Annotated in this window: 23 protein-coding genes and 1 pseudogene; 8 read left to right on the top strand and 16 right to left on the bottom strand. The window is 37.0% G+C overall.

Annotation, left to right across the window (positions count from 1 at the left end; genetic code table 11):
* Positions 1-203 precede the first annotated feature (203 nt).
* The 16 genes from AC3E7H_RS05830 to AC3E7H_RS05755 all read right to left on the bottom strand — a co-directional run bounded on the left by AC3E7H_RS05830 (position 204) and on the right by AC3E7H_RS05755 (position 14,210).
* Positions 204-1,469 (bottom strand): tyrosine-type recombinase/integrase, encoded by a 1,266-nt coding sequence (locus AC3E7H_RS05830; protein ID WP_490676235.1) that lies wholly within the window; start codon positions 1,467-1,469, stop codon positions 204-206.
* Between the two features lie 111 nt (positions 1,470-1,580).
* Positions 1,581-1,838, bottom strand: coding sequence for a MerR family transcriptional regulator (locus AC3E7H_RS05825; RefSeq protein ID WP_000339502.1), 258 nt, complete (start codon positions 1,836-1,838; stop codon positions 1,581-1,583).
* Between the two features lie 13 nt (positions 1,839-1,851).
* Positions 1,852-2,955: a CHAP domain-containing protein gene (locus tag AC3E7H_RS05820; protein ID WP_490676234.1), complete on the bottom strand. Its 1,104-nt coding sequence runs from the start codon at positions 2,953-2,955 to the stop codon at positions 1,852-1,854.
* A gap of 16 nt (positions 2,956-2,971) precedes the next feature.
* Positions 2,972-3,196, bottom strand: a complete 225-nt coding sequence (locus AC3E7H_RS05815) for a hypothetical protein (protein WP_003005653.1) — start codon at positions 3,194-3,196, stop codon at positions 2,972-2,974.
* A gap of 1 nt (position 3,197) precedes the next feature.
* Positions 3,198-5,081 (bottom strand): conjugal transfer protein, encoded by a 1,884-nt coding sequence (locus AC3E7H_RS05810; RefSeq protein ID WP_490676233.1) that lies wholly within the window; start codon positions 5,079-5,081, stop codon positions 3,198-3,200.
* A gap of 11 nt (positions 5,082-5,092) precedes the next feature.
* Positions 5,093-7,597, bottom strand: a complete 2,505-nt coding sequence (locus tag AC3E7H_RS05805) for an ATP-binding protein (protein WP_490676232.1) — start codon at positions 7,595-7,597, stop codon at positions 5,093-5,095.
* 13 nt (positions 7,598-7,610) lie between these two features.
* Entirely contained in the window at positions 7,611-8,021 is a 411-nt protein-coding gene (locus tag AC3E7H_RS05800; RefSeq protein WP_006149323.1) for a conjugal transfer protein, read from the bottom strand.
* A 2-nt stretch (positions 8,022-8,023) separates the two neighbouring features.
* Positions 8,024-8,248, bottom strand: coding sequence for a TcpD family membrane protein (locus AC3E7H_RS05795; protein WP_001095596.1), 225 nt, complete (start codon positions 8,246-8,248; stop codon positions 8,024-8,026).
* A 9-nt stretch (positions 8,249-8,257) separates the two neighbouring features.
* Entirely contained in the window at positions 8,258-9,253 is a 996-nt protein-coding gene (locus tag AC3E7H_RS05790; protein WP_414282476.1) for a conjugal transfer protein, read from the bottom strand.
* An 11-nt stretch (positions 9,254-9,264) separates the two neighbouring features.
* A complete protein-coding gene (locus AC3E7H_RS05785) occupies positions 9,265-9,822 on the bottom strand; it encodes a conjugal transfer protein (protein ID WP_490676231.1) in 558 nt (185 codons plus the stop codon).
* A 1-nt stretch (position 9,823) separates the two neighbouring features.
* Positions 9,824-10,057 (bottom strand): hypothetical protein, encoded by a 234-nt coding sequence (locus tag AC3E7H_RS05780; RefSeq protein WP_045759896.1) that lies wholly within the window; start codon positions 10,055-10,057, stop codon positions 9,824-9,826.
* Between the two features lie 14 nt (positions 10,058-10,071).
* A complete protein-coding gene (locus tag AC3E7H_RS05775) occupies positions 10,072-11,304 on the bottom strand; it encodes a replication initiation factor domain-containing protein (RefSeq protein ID WP_414282474.1) in 1,233 nt (410 codons plus the stop codon).
* 207 nt (positions 11,305-11,511) lie between these two features.
* Positions 11,512-13,200, bottom strand: a complete 1,689-nt coding sequence (locus AC3E7H_RS05770; RefSeq protein ID WP_490676230.1) for an FtsK/SpoIIIE domain-containing protein — start codon at positions 13,198-13,200, stop codon at positions 11,512-11,514.
* Between the two features lie 13 nt (positions 13,201-13,213).
* Complete coding sequence (locus AC3E7H_RS05765; RefSeq protein WP_277839082.1) at positions 13,214-13,675, bottom strand: conjugal transfer protein; 462 nt, start codon at positions 13,673-13,675, stop codon at positions 13,214-13,216.
* Positions 13,676-13,696: 21 nt separating this feature from the next.
* Complete coding sequence (locus tag AC3E7H_RS05760) at positions 13,697-13,993, bottom strand: cytoplasmic protein (RefSeq protein ID WP_224212471.1); 297 nt, start codon at positions 13,991-13,993, stop codon at positions 13,697-13,699.
* A 34-nt stretch (positions 13,994-14,027) separates the two neighbouring features.
* Positions 14,028-14,210 carry a hypothetical protein gene (locus tag AC3E7H_RS05755; RefSeq protein ID WP_224212470.1) on the bottom strand — a complete coding sequence of 61 codons (183 nt, stop codon included), beginning with the start codon at positions 14,208-14,210 and terminating at the stop codon, positions 14,028-14,030.
* Between the two features lie 663 nt (positions 14,211-14,873).
* Here AC3E7H_RS05755 and AC3E7H_RS05750 point away from each other — a divergent pair.
* The 8 genes and pseudogenes from AC3E7H_RS05750 (at position 14,874) to AC3E7H_RS05715 (ending at position 19,722) form a co-directional block, all read left to right on the top strand.
* On the top strand, positions 14,874-15,215 hold the full coding sequence (locus AC3E7H_RS05750; protein ID WP_224212469.1) for a helix-turn-helix domain-containing protein: 342 nt from the start codon (positions 14,874-14,876) through the stop codon (positions 15,213-15,215).
* Between the two features lie 21 nt (positions 15,216-15,236).
* Positions 15,237-15,389 (top strand): helix-turn-helix domain-containing protein, encoded by a 153-nt coding sequence (locus AC3E7H_RS05745; protein WP_004248846.1) that lies wholly within the window; start codon positions 15,237-15,239, stop codon positions 15,387-15,389.
* A gap of 33 nt (positions 15,390-15,422) precedes the next feature.
* Positions 15,423-16,052: a DUF6037 family protein gene (locus AC3E7H_RS05740; RefSeq protein WP_224212468.1), complete on the top strand. Its 630-nt coding sequence runs from the start codon at positions 15,423-15,425 to the stop codon at positions 16,050-16,052.
* A 153-nt stretch (positions 16,053-16,205) separates the two neighbouring features.
* Positions 16,206-17,066, top strand: a complete 861-nt coding sequence (locus tag AC3E7H_RS05735; protein ID WP_000344060.1) for an ImmA/IrrE family metallo-endopeptidase — start codon at positions 16,206-16,208, stop codon at positions 17,064-17,066.
* Positions 17,067-17,074: 8 nt separating this feature from the next.
* A complete protein-coding gene (locus AC3E7H_RS05730; protein WP_000284678.1) occupies positions 17,075-17,761 on the top strand; it encodes a LexA family transcriptional regulator in 687 nt (228 codons plus the stop codon).
* A gap of 56 nt (positions 17,762-17,817) precedes the next feature.
* Entirely contained in the window at positions 17,818-18,024 is a 207-nt protein-coding gene (locus tag AC3E7H_RS05725; RefSeq protein WP_224212467.1) for a hypothetical protein, read from the top strand.
* Between the two features lie 616 nt (positions 18,025-18,640).
* Positions 18,641-18,718: pseudogene (locus tag AC3E7H_RS05720) on the top strand (salivaricin M family lantibiotic); the annotation flags it as partial.
* A gap of 269 nt (positions 18,719-18,987) precedes the next feature.
* Positions 18,988-19,722: an ABC transporter ATP-binding protein gene (locus AC3E7H_RS05715; protein WP_050543105.1), complete on the top strand. Its 735-nt coding sequence runs from the start codon at positions 18,988-18,990 to the stop codon at positions 19,720-19,722.
* The last annotated feature ends 8 nt before the right edge of the window (positions 19,723-19,730 follow it).

Below are 19,730 nucleotides of genomic sequence, written 5' to 3'. Positions count from 1 at the left end.
GCCATAGAACTGATTTCAAATGATTTGTAATGAAATTCAATGTTTTAAAAATCGCATGAAATCAATGTTTTTCAGTATGTACTGAAATGTAATGAAACCTTATTTAACTTCTGTAAGGGTTAAATAATCAATCTGTAATCCTTGTCAAATCAAGGAGTACAGGCTTTTGAAGTAAAAAGGTAGTGATAAAGGTAGTGATTGTATTAATCCGTGAGTTCTTGTAATTTATCCAGAAAAATATCAACTGCTTCGAATTTTTTCTTTGGTGCTAGTTCAGCATATGTATCCATAGTTGTGGTAATAGACTTATGTCCCATCCTATGTTGTAGCTCTTTCCAGTTAGTTCCGGCATTGAGCATCATAGAGGCATGTGTATGTCGGAATAGGTGAAACCCATAATTTGGTAGTCCTAATTCGATAAGTCGTTTTTTTAGAGTTGCACGCTCATTTCTATCACACATATAATTTCCATAAATCGTTGGAAATATCAATTTGGATCTTGGTAAATGATGTTCTTCAAAGTAGAGACTCATTTCTTGATGAAATTCTCTTAGTCCTTCTAAAGTTGATATTGGAACAGCAACTCTACGATTACCGGCATCAGTTTTAGGAGAATTCTTACAAATAATCCCTCCTTTTTGGTTCAATTTTTTATTAGCACTTTTCCACATTAAAGTTTTATTGACAATGATTTCATTAGTTTCAAAATCAAGATCAGTAATTTCTAAAGCTAATAGTTCATTGATTCGTAGTGCTGAAGCCAGTAATGTATTACAAATGATTTTAAACCGCCGATTTGCTCGCGTGTTTGGTAGTGTGTCAAGGTAAGCTAACCAAAGTTTTAAATCCTCATCATGAAGGACCATGATACGTTCTTTAATAGCTTTGGGTTTTGGTGGTATCTTGATTGTCTTTGCAGGATTGGTTTTCAAACCGCAATTTGTTATTCCAAAATCAAAAATATCACTCATTTTATGTGCCATTGCACCAAAATCTTTTGCACTGCCTTTCGGGGCACGTTTTTTTCCAGATTCAATTGCTTGTTTGGCTTTTTTTACTAATCGATTTAGCCATAATTGAATATCTGATGCTTCGATCTGCTCAGGTTTATAATTGCCAAATTGTGGAATGATGTAAGTATCTAAGTACCCTCGAACACGGTTTATTGTGTTTTGCGAAGATACCCAAGTTTTAAAATGGCTAAACCAAAATTCAGCTAAACTTTCAAAATTACCAATTTGGATAGTTTCTTTAATAGTTGACCCAGATTTTTCAAATTGAATTTTGGATTCAACAATTTTTCTATCTAAAACTTTTAATGTTTTAGCAGTGATTGTTCTTGTAATTCGCTTACCAGTCTTAATATCTGTTCCGATATAAACACCTTTGATTGAATAGCTTATTTCACCGTTCTGCTTGGTAGTTTTTATAACTTTTTTATTGTTGTGTTGAATGGTTTCTTTATTCATATTGCCTCTTAATTCGGATATTTAAAAGACTAAAATAAGACCCTCACCTTCTTTTAAGATGATATTATTTTAGCATATTCCTGAGTTGTTTGTTGCATTCCTGCTTTACTATTAAGTTGATAGAAATTTAATGATGTCTTGCCGTTTATAGTAGACGGTTCTCGTTCCTTCAATAGGTGGTTCCAGACGAGCTAGTCCTTTTCTTTCCCAACTCTTCAGCGTGTTAGGTGATATATTCAATTCTTTTAGAACTTCTTTTTGAGTTATAATTTCCAAGTGATTGGAGTTGCTTTTTTTGTCAAGAAGGTTCACCAATACTTGAAGAAGATTTTCAATTTTATCTAGTTTTACTTGTTGTAGTGCATCCATATAATTATCCTTTCTAATGTCCAATAACATAGGTAAATTGTTTGGCAGTTTCTGCATCAAATGTGCGATAGCTGACTATTCCAAGTCCCTTAAAATTCGATTCGGATATAAGTATAGAACCATCAGATTTAACTTGCTCTACAAATGCTACGTGACCGTATACTGGATCTGCCCCAGCTTGACTTGATGAGAATGATAGTGCGGAGTGTTCCGTAGGTGTTTTCGTGGTTGAATACCCAGATTTTTCCATCCATTGATTCCCATTCCCCATATAGGGGTCAAATGTAATTCCTAGTTGTTTTGCTCTGTTAAAAACAAACCAAGTACATTGTCCCCAGGGATAGCTACTAGCTATATAATTGGTCGTATCAATAGTTTGCGTGATGCTATATCCTGATGGAATTTCGCTTGAGCTGATTCTAGTTCCAGTATCATTTGTTTCCTTCGGAGCTGTTGGAGTTCCTCCATGTTCATCTATATACTGATCGAGTTTTTGCATGGTTTCTGCTCTCCGTTTTCCGGAACCGCTAGTGTCTGTAAAATATACTCCACCATCTATAGAACTATTAAGAGTTCCATTCGCATATTTGAGAGCTTTATCATCCTGTATTTTAAAGGTTTCGTTTTTGTTTCCAATAATTGTTTGCTTAGTTAAACTAACAACTGCTATATCATCATTAAAGTTCTTCGCGTTGTCTGGATTGGAGTCAAATGCACCAAAGCCAAACATATTGGCTCCAGGATTAGTGGCTACTCCAGCAGTTCCAAGGGAGCTTTCATTCAGTGCGATCGCAACGATTCCACGGACATCAAGATTAGATTTAGCTTCCCATTCGAGGAGTTTTTTCCCATTAATTCGGTTCTTATCATAGGAGATTCCTAACGTATCTAAAAAGCCGTCTAATTGCTCTGCTGTAATACCGAAGCGATGAACCAGTAGGTTGTGAGTATAGGGATCTCCATCTGACCAGTGATCCGCATAAGTCACTCCATTTTGGGATTGGGGTGAGCCATTCGTTCCACCACCTCCGACAGCTCCCATAAGGATAATGATAATGAGGACCGGTAGAAAGAGAGGAATGAGACCAGCTAATAGAAACCATTTTAGTTTTTTCATCGAATCTCCTTTCTAGTTAATGTCTTATATAAGCAGTGAACAGGACAGTCCCAAAACGCCATTTAGCATCTAGAACGACTGAATAGGACTTGGCCTGTAAGATAATTTGGTCTTGCTCTTGTTCTGTGACTGGAAATAAAAGAAGGAAATCGACTGAGCGTTTTCCTTCTTGGTAGGCCTGATAAAGAGTTTCTTCAAGAACTCTTGGAAAAGAAGTTCTTGAGCGTATTTTGGTATTCATATCATTCTCCTCTGAGTTGTTTTAAGCGTTCTGTTAATCGGTCTCTTCGTTCAATATTGGCTCTCAATTTATCATCTCGTGTCATGGTTTTTCTGTAAGCACGAGTGAAGGCATTCGATCCTTGAGCTTTATACATGGCTTGAGGGTCTTTATATTCCTCTAATTTGCGCTCAATACTATTAATGCGGAGTTGTTTAAATGGAGAAATCCATTCTTCTTTAAGAGTTTGGAATTCCTCGCTTGAACTTGGTGTTGGCTCCACTGTGATTGGGGATTCCATTGAAGGAGTTGATGTTTTTTCTTCAATTGGTTTAATCCCCTCAAGTGTTGCCTTTGTTTTCGGAATGCTTGGTTCTGGGGCATCTGGACTTACTGGAGTCTCAAGTGTTTCTGTTGGGTGCACTTCATCAGGTTGGTGCTCTGATTCCTTATTGGTAAAGAAAGAACCAACATTTTGGAAGTGACTTTTGGCATTCATAATCATTCCAGCTCCAAGACCAGCACTAGCCAAGGCAAAGTTCCCAAGGTGTTGAGCAGATGAAAGACTTCGTGATGGTACTTGCGAAGCCACTTCTCGAGTTTTTGTGATCCCACTTTCAACTTTGTTTCCAATATCACTTGCCACCATTCGAGCTTTGGATCCAAGAATGAATTGGAGCAATTCAGCTTTGTATTTCCATAGAAAGAAATATACGAGTCCTTTTGAGACAACTGAAATGAGTAGTTTAAAGACAAGACCAAAGATAATCAAGGATGGGAGTGTTTTAAGAATGCCATCAAAGCCTGTAATGATAATGTTTTCGATCATTTTTTCAATATAGAAGACTAATAGAGTTAATAGACTTGTGATAGCTGGGAAAAGTAACCCACCAAACATGACTTTTAGAACTCTAAAAATCAAATCTTGCATTCTGGGCACAAAGGACATCAATAGCACAATTGGGAAGAGCAGGATCATCATCAGGACGAGTGTCTGAGCAATGACATTTAACATTTGAATCAAAATAACAGGTATCGCTAATACAAAAGCGTCAAAAATTTTAAATATGACATAAAACATACGAGTAAAGATGAAATCAGGCATTGCCGAAACCCAACGGTTCTTTTCGCCATCGTCATTAGCTCCATTGCCTAGTTCATCTAGATATTTGGAGCGGTCTTTCGATTTAACCGCTTTAAAGTTTCCATTTTTATCTCCTGTTCCTAGTACCTTACTATCATCAAATGCCTCTTCCTTCCCATTTTGACTGTTCTTATATTTCCCATTTTCTTGTCCAGTATTGACAAAGACATAGGCTTTATAAGATGTTTCTGCTATATAGCTATCTGCCATAGAATCACCGATTTTGATCGTCTTATTTTTTCCATATTCTACTTTAATATGAGTGATATTTTTAGTGACCTCTTTAGAGACATTATTGATTGTATCAAGCAGATAAAGACCACCAGAAGTCCCTGCAACTGTTCCAAAGTAACCAAAGCCAAGGATGAGAACTAGAAAAACATGAAGGAGTGTTCTTGAAAAGGATCCTTTCGAAAAGAAATATTGATAAAAAAGGTAGAAAGCTAAAATCAGAAGCAACATTGAAACGAGTGATTGCTTGGCAACTCCACTTCCATTTGAACCGATAAATCCTTTCCAGATACTCATTGCTCCATTAAATACATAGTTTTTATAGCTAGAGTAGAGATCAATTTTTTCAAGAATTCGTATCAGCAAAGAAAAGAAGCCCACCACTGCGTTTAGAATGAAAAAGAAGAAGTTGACGAAAAGCTCATTAATCAGAACCCAAGCCCCGTTAAAGGAAGCGAACCCAGTAGGCTCCATGTAAGACTTGAGAGAGAAGATATCAACTCCCCTTAGTTTGTCAAAAGCTTCTTGCATGGATTCACCTCCTAACTAGCGTATTTATTTTCAAGGCTTGATGATACCGTAGCTTTCATTGGTTTTAGAAGCATATCAATATCTTCAAAGATGTTGTGTACGGAAATCATATTGAGATTGCCATACACGTCATAGTATAGGCATTGACCAGAGATCATATTGTCAATCCATTCGAGATTGCTTTCATTGACTTCGAGATTGACATGTTTTAAGATATCTTCTCGTTCAGACTTTTCATAGAAAGCAAAGATAGTCCCAAATCCCGTTGTATCATCGTCATTTTCTGCATCATGTACAGATTGAGTAATCAGTGCCAAGGTATTGTTTTTGGAGCGTCCAATCCGACGCATATTTTTGATAACGGCTTTTCCTTCTGCGGACTTCATAAGAATCCATGCTTCATCAAAGAACTCAATGGTATCTTCATTTTCATTTCGTTCTCCAAAGTGAGTACAGAAAGCACCCAGCGCAAACATGAGGGTAATAGAGTTGCGTTCGTGATCTGAAATTTTTGTGGAATCGTCCTTTGGTAGTTTGAGGTTATTGACCTCTAGAATGGTCACTCTTGATTCATAGTTAAGTCCTTGAGTGGTTCCATCTGAAAAGGCTAGTTCCAAGATAGAGTTTGTGACAATTGAGGTCAGATAACGACCAACCGAAGCAATTTCAGAGGAAGTAGAGTCTCTCAGAACTTTTAGGACGTGTTTAAATCCGACTTTCTCACCAGCGACTCGTTTTTCTACAATCGCATTAATAGCTTCTGTGATAGCTGTTTTTTGATCCATCGTGACATCATCTACAGCTTGTAGTAGAAACTCGAGCATATTTTTGGCAACCTCTACAGCTTGTTCTTTATCTAGAACAACAATCGGATCTAAGACTCCGTGGTTTGATGGAAGCGAGCTATCTAGTGTTACAAAGTTAAAGTTCTCGATCTGTTTCTTGCGTTCAGGATAGAGACGTGCAAATTCAGGTGAGTTGATCACTTCTTGGTAGTGATTTCTAAGTTCACGTTTAGGGTCGATATAAAGGGTTTTAACATTTTGTAAAGCCACACTTAAAAAGATGATCTGAGCGAGGAAAGATTTCCCTTGTCCTGTTGCACCCGTAATGATGATATGCGGGTTCTTGGTAATCTTTCCAGCTATATCTTCTTTATTTCCCACTGTCGCATTGTAGAGGACAATGTTCTTTGAGGAATCAATAGCTTTAGCGATATTGTCCCAACGGCCTGTCCAGTTATCTACTCGGCCAATATACCAACCGATACGGTTTCCAGAAGAGGTATTGGTGAAGGGCATGAGTTCTGAAAAACCGCGAGCTGTGACCATATGCGTCCAGGTGCGAGTTTTCTTTTGAAGATTTTCTCCATAGAGTAGAGCTTGAAAGAGATAAGGTCCGTCTTGAGAGGCTTCACTAATTTCAACCCCCATATCGTCAAAGTAGTTTAAAACCACTTGTCGTCTTTGTCGGAGTTGGTTCACGCTAGAAGCAGAGACGATAAGATAGGCTCCGTATTCAATGATATCCTCCTTGTTTCCGACTTTCTTCATTAAGTCTTTTAGGGAGATGGAACCCATGATGATCTCGTCTTGTTGGACAGTATCGGTATTTTCTGCCTCTTCCATAATGTTTCTGTAACGTGTATTCGAACGTCCCATTCGACCCTTGATTTTACCAGTATCAATGAATTCTGCTTTAATTCGTAGCTCAACGGGAAAGTTTAAGCGTTGGATAAATTCGCCCAGGTGAAAGCCGTTGAATTGAACAGGAAATTTACCTACAGGAAGAATCGTCACAAAGGAAGATCCATAAGGGCTTTCTAGCTTGAGGAAGCCACCTTTTAGGACTTTGATCAAGGTGTCTGTGATATTGAATTGAGCACGATTAGCGAGTACCTCTTTCTTGTAGTGAGGGATATAGCGAAGGTACTGCATCCGCTGGTAATAAAAGAGTTCTTCATTTGATAACCGTTTTGCCCGAAGGACGGAGAAGGCTTGAAAAATAGTGAATTCATCACTTTTGTAGTCTTCATACCATGTGGGACTTAATTCATATTCATAGCCAAGACCTTTTGCGATTTTTTCAGTAAACTCATTAAAGCTCTCATAGGCCAAGTCTTTGACGGTAACTCCATGATTTTGTTTGCGTAAAGTCACTCCCACGACCCAGTCAAACTGATAAGGGATCTCCATTTCGTCTGTTAGTTGATCTACCGTGTAAAGAAGAAGTTCTTCCCCTAGTTCACGACTATCATCTGCTAGAGCATCTGAGAAGTCCCGCATTTTCTCTTCTAAGAGATAATCTTTAGGGATCAGAGATATTTCAAAGAACTTGTTTTTCTGGAGCTTCTTCATCATTTGAGCAACCGTAATTTTATGTTTGCCCTTTTTCTCATCATCCGTAATTGTGATTGGAGTGTTTGGAATACGATAATAAGCAACGACGGTTTGATCTTTTTTGAGAGCTAGATTTTCATGTGTTTCCCTAATAGGATAAGTTAAAGTAATACTCATAGGTCCTCCTTTTCTATAGATTTGTTTTTTCAAAGACAATTTCTTCTACAGGCTCTATTCGATCTTCGTGGTAGATAGCTTTTTTGTTTAGCTTAAAATCCCAGAAGTAAATCAGGTAATCTCCGATAAAGACGTGCATCTTTTTACCGTGAGGCTCGTATTCAGTATAAAATTTGGCCAATTTGTAAGGGAGATACCAATAGAGCAAGAGAGAAATTGAGTGAGTAATTTTTGCGAGTGGCACAAAGATAAACCCTCCAAAGAGTAACATGGCCACAAAAACGATGATAAAGACAATGAAAAAGGACAACTGCATGGGTGTCGCAAAGTACCATAGTCGAGTGCCCTTTTTTGTCTTGATTTCTTGGATCCAATAAGGAGCATTTAGGCCCTTACTGTAATCATAAAGTCTTTCTTCGTTCATACTTAAAGTCCTGATTCAATACCGAAGAGTCGTAGGAACCAGCCGACTGCTTTTAGGATATCTTGTCCTTTCGCAATTGAAACAATAACGGCATAGAAACCAACGACAGAGAAGAGTTGAAGCCAAGAACTGTTCCGCCAAGCCTTGATTGCTAAGAGCACGGCAATAGCTGTTAGGATCCAAATTCCATCACCCTGAAGGAAGGTTCGTAGATTGTTTGTATTCATAAAGTTCTCCTATTCTTTATCATTTGCATAATTCAGTGGAATGGTGTGTTCTAGTTTTGTGACATAGTAGGTCTTTTCTTTTTCTGAGAGGGTGAAGGTGAAGTTTTCCGAGTGAGTGGTACCTCCAACTTCAAAGGTAGCTTGGACATAAGCGATTAAATCATCACCGTCCTGTTTGAGATAAGTGTAGTCGATCGTTTTGAAAGTGCTATTTGCGATGATATCCACATCCTTAGCAATCAGATTAAGATTATCTTGGCTTGTGGTGTAGTTGGTAAAGAAGACCTTGAGGAATTTGTCTACTTTCTTTCGCTCACTGTCTGAAAAATGATCATTGGCAGTGAGTTGGAGCTTATCATCTTCGCTAAAGTGTCCAGCTTGTGAGGATTCAATGGCAGAAAACCAAGGAAGGCCAGAAACGTAATATTTTCCATCTTTTTCATCAAAAGGAATATTGAAACCTGTCACAATTTCTTTTTCTTCTGTGTTGTTATCCCGATGGATGCTTTCCTTGTATTTAACCTTATAGGTCGCAACTTTCCCTTCTACAGTCACTAACTGAGAATAGACAAGTGAGCTGGGATTTCGAACTTGCCCTTGAGATTTTACATCAGGGATGAAATTGTAAAATTTATTTAAGTAGTCAACTTGAGCTTTTTGTTTATCGCTTTCTTGTGGAAGAGTGAAATAGGCATAGACGTAGTCATTCAAGTAATACTGGAGTTTATAGTCATATTTTCTACTCGACTCCATAGGCTGTGTCTGTTGCTTTTGGGTGGATTCTACTTGGGCTTGTAGTGTACTTACCTTATTTGAGAGTGTGATAGCACGGATAGATCCCAAGAAACCAACAAAAAGGAGGAAAGAAATTCCTCCTATGACTGCGATATTGACGGTCTTTTTATTGGTGACTTTTAGCTTTGGTGGGCCTCCTTTTTTCTCTACCTTTTTAAAGTGTGAGAGATATTCTTTTGCTTGAAGCAAATAGCGTTTGGCTTTATCCATAGATCCTCCTTTTAGAGAGTAGCGAGTTCAATGAGCTTTGAGCCTTTTGCATAGAGGCGCTTATTGGCTTTTTCAATCTCGCCATTAATGTAATAGTAGCCTCGTAGCTCCGTTTGAAGTTGTTCAATCAGGTCAGGCTTTAGGTCTTTGGCTTCTTCTTTTTTTAGGAGACTATTTAATTCTCCAGCTTTGGTCCAAGCCTCTCTGTGGTCTTTCTTTTTAAGCAATTCTCCCAGTTTATTAGTGACTTGAGAGACTTTCTTTTCAAAAATAGTTTTAGTGGCCATTTCAATTTCCTTTCTAAATGTTTCTTGGTTATCTTTGATGGTCTTTTGAATATAATCAATCAGTGAGGGGCGCATTTTCTTATTTACGCTTAATACTTGACCATCTAGTGTGAAACAGGCATGTTCATAGTCATAGAAACCTTTCGCATCTGGTGGTTTTTCAGTAGATCTTCCAGCGCATTCATAGTAGAAGTCCTTTCCTTTTCGTAAGAGAACGTACATATGCCAGAATTCATGTTCTGGAAGAAGCAGAAAATCTGCTTGATAAATCTTCTTCAGCATCTCAAGAAGCCTCAAGCAGGTCGTCGTAGCCTAAAGCTTGGTAGATAAAATCTGAATCGAACCAGAGCCAGTCATTGATTTGTCCTTCTGTTGGTGTATCACCAGAGAAGATATCTTCACAAATGACAGTTAGGGTATCTACTCCACCACGTTCACGGACAGTGTTCAAGGTGGTTAGTCCACCAGACCAAGCTTTAAAGTTGTCTAGTGAATTGATTTGAACTTTGTATTCCATATTGCGTTTCCTTTCTAGTGTTCATAGTGTTTATTGGCTTTGAGAAGTCGTAACATGGCTTTCCCTCGATCTGTGATCTCTCCGCTGTTTTGAATCATCTTCATGTATTCTGTTTGGAGGATCTTGTCTGCTTCAGTGACTAGTGCAAGGGAGTTAGCAACTTGGTAGGTTAGCCAGCGAATCGTTCGCTCAATACTGTATGGTTGTGGGTTGGTTGAGAGTTTTAAGGGTTCGACACCCCCAAAGAGCCGTTGCCATTTTTCATCAGGTTTGTAGGCTCCGAAGCGAGTGAGACCATCATAGACTTGGATTTCTTTGTTTATGATACCTCGTGCGATTTCTCCGAGATCTACACCGTTGATATATTCCTCCACAATGCCTTGAGATTTCTGATCTGAGAAACGCAATTCATAGCGATTCCAGATACCAAAAATCTCCAAGGATTCGTCCAAGGAGATGTTTTCCATTCGAGCTATTTCATAGCGCTTTTCATAAAAGTTGAAGTAGAGTTGACTTTGACGGCTCCCAAAATAAATGGACAAGCCGTGATTCGCTTCCATGTCTTCATTATCTGTGAATGATCCACCACCTGTGATATTCCATTTCTTGATCGTATCTAGGACAATCTCTTTGGAATAGAGTTTATCAATCAATTTAGGAATTTGAATTTGTTCGTCCTCGTGACCATACCCCTTATAGAGTTCATCTAGAGCGATATCGAGACGTTTTACCCGAACATCTTCATAGGAATAAAGAATGTTTTGAAGAAAGATCTGCCAAGTGATCCCCTTGTCTTCTAGAAGTAGTTCTAACTCACGGCATCCTTGCCCGGATAGTTGAAGACAAGTTTGGTAATCATTGGTCACAGACTTATCAAAGAAATCAAAAATCCAGATGTTCCCTCGTTGCCATAAGTGGGTATAGTTCATAAGGCGAGTTTCTTGGTCTGTAAATTCGCTTAGGTGGCAGTGAAGGAAGTTTTCACAGAAAGCGTCTAAATCCTTTAATCTAGGAAAGGTCAATCGTAGATAGTCGATTTGAGCCCGAAGACTGTTTTTATCGCAATCTTGATAGTAACCAAGTTTTTCTTTAAATTCTCTAAACTTATCAATCGTCAGTCCTCTTTCGCCTGTTTCATAAGAGCGGTAGGTTCTTGTAGGTAGATTAACAGCTTGTGCAAATGCTTTTTGACTAAGTCCTGTTTGTTTTCTGAAATTTTTAATATGAAAAGGACTAATTTTGTCCATTCATCGCAACACCTCTTTCTAACGAAGTGACACACTTTTTTGACGAAAGTGACACACTTCATAAAAATTGAAAACCCAACTCCCATAAGGAATGAGGAGGGGTGGACTTGGCGTTTTTGCCAAATGTAACCCCCCTATTAGAAAACGGGGGTTGAAGTTTCATCATGGCCTAGAAACTTCGGGCTACGGTCTGCGCCTGACCTGCGGTCAGGCTTGCCCTTGCCCTTGTCCTAGCCCATGATGAACAATCGTCGCTTCAACTGCTTTTGGATAAGACCTGCGTCCCCCCTCTTCAAATTGAGCGAGGATTTCAAGAAGAAGTTTTTCTTGAAAAGGATCCACTAGAATAGCGGATACAGTCCGTTCAAAGATGATCCCTTGTTCTGTTAAGAGATAGATAATCTTGCGTAAGGTTGGCATTTTAAGATTTTGTTCGTCTGCGAATTCTTTGAGTGGTCTCTTGTTTGATTCGTTTTCTATAGCCTCCTCTTCCTCTATAGGATCAATTGTTTCAACTGGTGGTTTATATTCCTCAAATACTGAGAATTCTTCTCCTTCAAACTCCATAATCGAAATTTTAGAGTAGGCATCATAGAAGGAAAAACCTTGATCGAGTGGTACATAGGGAGAGAAAAACTCACCAGCCAGCTCACCGTTGTTTGCGATATAGCCCCGTCCTTTGACCTTGACTCCATTGATTTCATCCAACTTTTTGAACTCTTTGGTTTTATTAGCATCTCCAAACATCATGTCATATCCTGTTGATTCTAAATGACCGACGGAAAGACGCTTCATAAAGTTATCCCGAAGAGCAGTTTTGATAAATTCCCCATCGGGCCGTTGCATAGCAAAGATGATAAAGACTCCAGCTTGACGACCTTCTAGAACTAATTGTGAGAGGTATTCCATGAGTTCTGACTGTTGGCTATAGTCACGATCAATCTTGGCCATGAGGGCTGCCCACTCGTCTACCAGGATGAATTTTGGTTTCATGTCATAGTGAGTAAAGTTCTTTCCAGCTTGGAATCTTGGCGAAGTGGACATCCGCTCATAGCGTTTTTCCATGAACTCTACATTCTCTTTAAAACAGTTGATGATATCTTCCTTACTAGTATAAACACGGCCATGAAAGACTGGAATTTTCTTTAATCCAGCTAGATCAGAATTCTTTGGATCACAGATATCAACAAAGCCAATTTTAGCTAGTGCATAGATTATAGTCATGAGAACAACTGTTTTTCCTCCACCTGTTCCACCGCCAATGAGAAGATGCGGTTCTTCAATATAATCCCAAGATACATCTTTCATGAGCTGGAGTTTGGATCCCTTGACTTTTACTTCATCAATTGTGATTCGGCTATCAATTCGGTTAATAGCAATTTCATATTTGATAAAACGGTTATCAAAGGTTTTATTACGAAAGTCCCCGTTAAACATGACTTCAAGCGTAGCTCCCAGATTTAAAAAGCGATCTTGGAACTTATTGCCTTCTAGAATGAAGCTCACTTCAATCTTGTAGCGAGACTGTTTGATATACACTTGAGGCAAGGTGATTTTTTCAATGATCTTGTTTTCACGTCTGACCTTTTTAACTAGATAAAGGTTATTCTCTAGCAAAAAGCGTGAAAGAATTCGAAGGCTATTGAGCTTTTGAAAAAAGAGCATCTTCCTGTAGCAAACTCGATTAATAAACCAAGCAAGAAGCAAAGAAAAGAGAAATCCAGCTCCTAGAAAATATCCTTGGGGTAAAGGATGGACTTTTAATTCTTCTAAATGTATGTAGCTGTAGTAACTAATAGCCAACAAAAAAGGAAACCACCAGATAAACCATGTGATTCCCTTTAGTTTACGATGAAAAACTCGAACTCTTTTTCCCCGATAGGTAAAGAGTTTCATTCTGCATCACCTCCTAGTTTTCCTTCTTATTTTCTACCGGTTTGTTTTCTTTAGTCGGTGCGCCTCCAGTTTTTTTCTTGATTTTAGAAGCAAAGAGCTTATAGATATCATTACGATTGACGTGGGTATGAGTGATAACAATATCTTCCAATTCAATCTCTTCTCGGTATTTAATGCCCAAATCTTCAATTTCAGACTCAGACATATCTGCAATTGTGAAAAAGAGGGTTTCATGCTGGACAGAAGAGTGAATCCCTACGACAATTCCACGGATCTCACCTGTATTGACTTGTACAAATGATCCATCAGGATTTCGTTGTGAACGATCCACTTCAAAGATGATATCAGGGCCCTCAATGCCTCGGAAAGTCAGTTTTCCAAGGACAGCTGGGACATCTAGTCCATCTGTAATGACACGATAAGTCTTGTCAGCAATTTGTAGTTTTTCTCCGTAGTTTAATCCAATTTTAGCCATGTGATTTTCTCCTTTAAATTCTTATTTTTTTAGTACCAATTTTTCCGCAAAGACATTGAGATAAGGTGCAACAGTATTGCCATTTAAAGCAGTGTCTGGGAAAAAGATTGGGTTAACAGTCTCTACTAGAGCATCTTCTGGGAAGACCGTTGTAGAAGCTGGTGTGATGACATGAAAGGCACCGTGCTCTGCGCTGTTTAGAATGTGACGTTGGTATTTGCCTTCTTTTCTAAAAATAAATTTAGGAGCATCTCCTAAACGTTCGTAGTAAGCAGGGCCAATAAATTCTGGTTTCATTTTAAGTGTTTCTGAGATCATAAGATTTTCCTTTCTGAGTGTAAAATAAAAAGAGTTAAGCTAGTCGCTTTACTCTTGAGTAATAGTGTGTAAAAAGTTTGCGTTTAAACATCCGACTATAGAATTGAATATCCCCATGGGCATAGCCATTTCTACGAGCATCTTGAGCCAGATGATCTAGATCTATTTGAGCTTGAGCATAGAGTTTAGCCTGTAGTTTATCAGATTCACTAAACATACCATAGGTAAATTCATAGTTATCATAGAGTCGTTTACATTGTAGTGCGAAAAAAGTTTGTCATATCATTCTCCTTTATTGTAATAAGTAAAAAAGCTACTAAGTGAAAAAAGGAAAGAACTTAGTAGCTTGAGAGTAGGTCTATCTAATTAGATAGACAGCAGTAAAGAAAAGTTATTTGGTTGGAAAGATCCCTCTTTCCACGGTGGCAACGTTTAGCAAGGTGCTTTGCGTCAATTACCATCGCTTTCCCGGCCAATCTCATTGGGGAGTCATGATCATACCCTTAAGATTCTCTTACGCCCTTTGGCGAAGCCAGTTCACTTTACTATTCGGAAAAGTGCGAAAGTCCGAAATGCGTGGAAGCCCACAAGAAATTAGTCTTGTTTTATATCTTCACTTCAACCATAAAACGGACTTGACTTTTAGTATCAAAACATTTACAATAAAGGTACGAAGTTTATGTGTAGTTCTGATGATCAGTCCTCTGGTTGTCAGACGCACTTTTTATTTAATTGTCAATGATCGTGATTTAGCCTTGAAGATAAGGTTATTATTTTCAATCGCCATACAACTATCAGTTGTTGATTATATTATACAACTGATAGTTGTAAATGTCAACGATTTTCTGCAAAATTTTAAAATAATTTTTTGAGGTCACATATGGAATTCGCAGAACGCTTGAAAACACTAAGGAAACAAGTAAAACTAACACAAGCTCAAATAGCTGAAAAACTAAATATCTCCCAACAGGCATATGCTTCATGGGAGCGAGGAGTAAAAAAACCAACACAAGACAATCTTGTTAAGATAGCACAAATTTTAAATGTGTCAGTTGACTATTTAGTAGGAAACTCAGAAGAAAAATCAGATGAACTAGATAATATTGAATTGCTTTTCCGTATGAATTCAAAAGGCTTAACCGATGAAGAAAAAGAAATCTTTAAAAAAGAATTGATTGAATTTATGGAAAAACGGAAGAAAGCGTTTAGTAAGAGAAATTAATTTTCTACGGAAATAAAAGAGTTGAGACTTGAACGTGGATTAACCAAAGTACAAGTAACTAAAGAATTGGGTGGAAGTACAGGAACTATTATTCAATGGGAGAAAGATATGATATCTAATTCTTTGGGAAATGCAGTGAGTATAACAGATTTTTTTGAGATTCAAAAGAGTTAGTATTAAAAATATAAATTTAAAAGGAGTATAGTTATGACTAATATTAGATTTAATAATTTACCCAAATTGCTTAATAGTATGAGAACAAAGGGTTGGGTGATTGATAGCTTTCTATTTAATTATAACAATCACCGATACATTGTAATCTTAAAAACATATAGTGAAGCAGAACGAAAACCTAGTAAGTTTGCACAGGTTAAGTTAGAATTTATAAAAGCAGATGAGATTGAAAGCTCAATTTATGCGTATGCTGATTTTTATGATGTTCATTTTCACACAGCAAAAGAATTTTGTGATTTTTTTAATATCGATAACCAAGGGATAGGGAGAGATATTTTTAATGATTTTTCGAATATTTTTGCAAGATTTATTCCAGAAGAAAAAGTAGTCGAAAAGGATGGGCAACTACGTCAAATTCAAGGGGGAAGATGCGAAGGTAACGATCCAAATGCAATTTACTGCTATGATGTCCAACGAAATGGAAGAAGAAATGGTCGAAACAATACCAGGAGCATTGAAAATAGTAATAAGGCTGAGACATTGAGACCAACACTCTACAACAAATATAAAGATGATACAAATCTAAGTTTTTATTTCTCTGCGAATCCGGAAGATCATCGAACTGATGAAGAAATTTTTCAATTAGTAGCGGGTAGAATTTAACTCATCTTTAAGTCAGATTCAAGTGTAACAAATTATTTTTAGATAGCAGTTGGTTTCTAAGACTGTAGTGGACATCTGTCCACTTTTTTTATATAATAAACTCAACCAAATTAGTTTAGTTTTGTAATTTATACTTAAAGGAGGTATCATTCTTTGGATGAATTGTATACAAGAATAAGTAAGTCTACAAAACATGTGTTATACCAGTACATGAAAGATAATGATATTTCATTACTTAACTATAATTTCAATTACTTCTTTCAACATTGTATTCAAAAATCTCAGATTCAAGTGATTAGTCACCACTTCTCAAATCATAAAATTGAAGGATTGACTGTTATTGATGAATTAGGTATTAGTTTTTCTTATGAAAAGGATAATCCGATTGTAAAGCAGAATTTTACTCTGTGTCACGAACTGGGGCATTTCATACTTAAGCATGAAGGCACTTATTTTGCTGAATCTATTGATAATCAAGAGAGCCTACTAGAGCGAGAAGCAAATATTTTCTCTGCTGTAGTATTAATGCCTGACATTGTTTTGCTGTCTAAGATTTATTATAGTTGCGACACCTTTCAACATATTCAAAATAGCCTGGATGTTTCAAAACAAGCACTGTTTTTTCGCCTCTTAGATCTTTTACGAGAATATTATCCTGGGAAAGAAGGATTCATTAAGCAAGCTATTGAGGAATATATAGAAGGACAAAATGCTACACTCCTTCTTCTATTTCACAGTGTCAAAGAACAAATTATTAAAGAGTTTAATAACTATCAAGCTTCTCTTATTACAAGGATAGAGCAATCTATGAACAAAAGAGCCTTTGTTACTAGCCAAGAGTATCCAGAACTTCTAGATCAAGAGAATTGGAAAACAATAAAGACTTACTGTGACAATTTAAAAGTATGGCTTATTTATGATAGAGGAAAATCAATAGCTTATGTTTGGGATAAAAATAAGCTAACAGACAAAGAAGCAAAACAAAAAGCTGAATTGAAATTATTGTTAATGTGAGGTAAATGATGTACCAACCAGAAAAACTAAAAGCTCGTAGAAAAGAGCTAAAAATGACTCAAAAAGATATTGCAGATCAATTAGGTATTACCTACCAGGCCTATTCTGCATGGGAGCGTGGAATAAAACAACCATCTAGAGTAAAAATAAAGCTTTTGGAGCAGATTCTAAATGTTCCAAAAGGTTATTTTACAGAGGTCGAAATCATCCGACTATATAATACTTTATCGGATGAAGGTAAGAATAATGCACTTAGTTATGTCAGAGGACTAGTTCAAAAAGAAAAATGTAAGAACATTGTTTCAATGTCAGAAAAACTATACGAATACCATGTTTACGAACAAATGTCTGCTGGTATCGGTTCATCGGTGTACAACGATCAAAACTATGATACTGTCTATTTTGATGAAGAACTAGCCCATGACTTTGCCTCATGGATTTCTGGTGACTCAATGGAGCCCAAATATCAAAATGGCTCTGTGGCTCTCATTCGTGAAACAGGGTTTGATTATGATGGTGCAGTATATGCAGTAGTCTGTAATAATCAGACATACATTAAAAGAGTTTACCAGGAAGAACAGGGTTTACGGTTAGTTTCTATCAATCCAAAATATCGAGATATTTTTCTTTCGTATGATGAAGATCCTAGAATTGTAGGGATTATTGTAGGGAATTTCTTACCTGTTGAACAGTGATATTGTTAATGTAAAATAATAATAGTGTATTATTTTTTTGTTTATGGAGATTGAAAATGGGAAAAGAAAATAATGAAATAAAAAAGGCATATGATGAATTACTGAAAACTAAAAATAAATGTGGGAAATATAGTAAAACATTGTTTCACATCCATACACCAGCATCCCATGATTACAGGTTATTTAAAGTTTGGAACGATTTATCAGAGAAAGAATGGAATAAACTATCTGTAGAAGATTATCTTTTAGAAGTAAAAAAATAATAAGCTTTTTCCAGAGGAATATTTTAAAACAAAAGATGGTGATAGTATTATTTATAATAACTATCAAAAAAATGATTTTGAAAATGAAAAAGAGCAAATATCAAGATTGTTCAGCTACTTTTTAATTGGGAACTATAAAAATTTTTCTCGAAAATAAGAAACTTGCACGATTTACTCATTACTTAGCCAATACTAGAGTTTATACTAGTTACTGTAATGATGATCATCTAAAAGAAGGAAGGAGGCAACCTTATGTCTAAAAATACAAGTCGTCCAGAGATTGATTCTCTAAGTTTCGAGGTTGAAAACCAAGAACTTTCCGGGAAATCAGGAGCTAGTGGTGCATAGCTTTTAAAATGACACTAGCAGGTCGCTGTGGATTGTGTTTCACCTGTTCCTATGAGTATACAAGAAATAATGTTTGTTGTTAGATAAAACAAAAGGAAAATTCTTGAGTTTTATTACAAAACATTGACAACACTTTGATTTGGTGTTATATTTACGAGGAGAAATACAAATGAAACAAGACCATTTTGAGATTGATTCTTTGGATTATGAAATTAATAGCCAAGAGTTAAATATTAAATATACTGCTGGGTGACGTACGACTGTTAGATTAACAGTACAAGGTCGCTGTGGTTGGTGGTTTACATATTCTTATGAATGTACTTCGCCAAACGTGCGCTGTGGATAAAACTACCTCTATTTTTTGATAGGAGGATAAAATGGAAGGAATTATTGGAACACTAGAATTCTATGCACCTGTACTGGTCTTAGGAGTTATTGTCATAGGGATTGTTTACTTTATGAAAAAAAGAAACGATCGCAAATAATCAACATCGACCGATACCTGAAAAAGGTATCGGTTTTTTATAACTTGAATATACTGCACAAAATACTCATGGAAAACCTTGAAAGAAACCGTATAATGAGAGAGTAATAAAGAAACGGAGGAATGAAATGATGAAACAGCTTATTGTGACAGGATTAACGAAAACATTTGGTCAAGGGGATAATATCGTTCATGCTTTATTAGATGTGAACTTGTCCGTTGAAAAAGGTGAATTTCTGGCAATTATGGGTGCCAGTGGTAGTGGAAAAACAACACTCCTCAACTGTATTTCAACGATTGATAAACCAACATCAGGTGAGATTCGATTTGAAGATTTTGACATCATCCATGCCAAGGAAAATGAACTAGCTGACTATCGTGCTAAAAACATTTCCTATATTTTCCAAGCCTACAACTTGGTGGAAACCTTGACGGTCTATGAAAATATCATTCTACCTCTTCAAATTCAGGGGAAAAATATCAAAAAACATCAGGATAAGATTGAGGAAATTTTGGATAAGTTGGCCATTCAAAACTTAAAAGATAAGTTTCCTAATCAGTTATCAGGTGGCCAGCGACAACGTGTGGCAACTGCTAGAGCCTTGATTGATGATTCTAAACTGATTATCGCAGATGAGCCGACAGGAGCCTTGGACTCTGCCAATTCTGAAAAACTGATGGCACTTTTGCAGGAAATCAATAAAAGTTTTGGTATTACCATTTTACTGGTTACGCATGACCCTGCCGCAGCCAAGTACTCTTCACGGATGGTGCTACTTAGCGATGGAAAGATTATGGATGATTTGGAACGTAACAGCTTATCTAATGAACAGTATTTGCAAGAGATTTACAGCCGTACCAGATAGGAGGAAGA

The organism is Streptococcus sp. SCPM-O-B-15304 (M98) (genome assembly GCF_058200215.1).
This window is presented reverse-complemented; position numbering and strand designations above follow the sequence as displayed.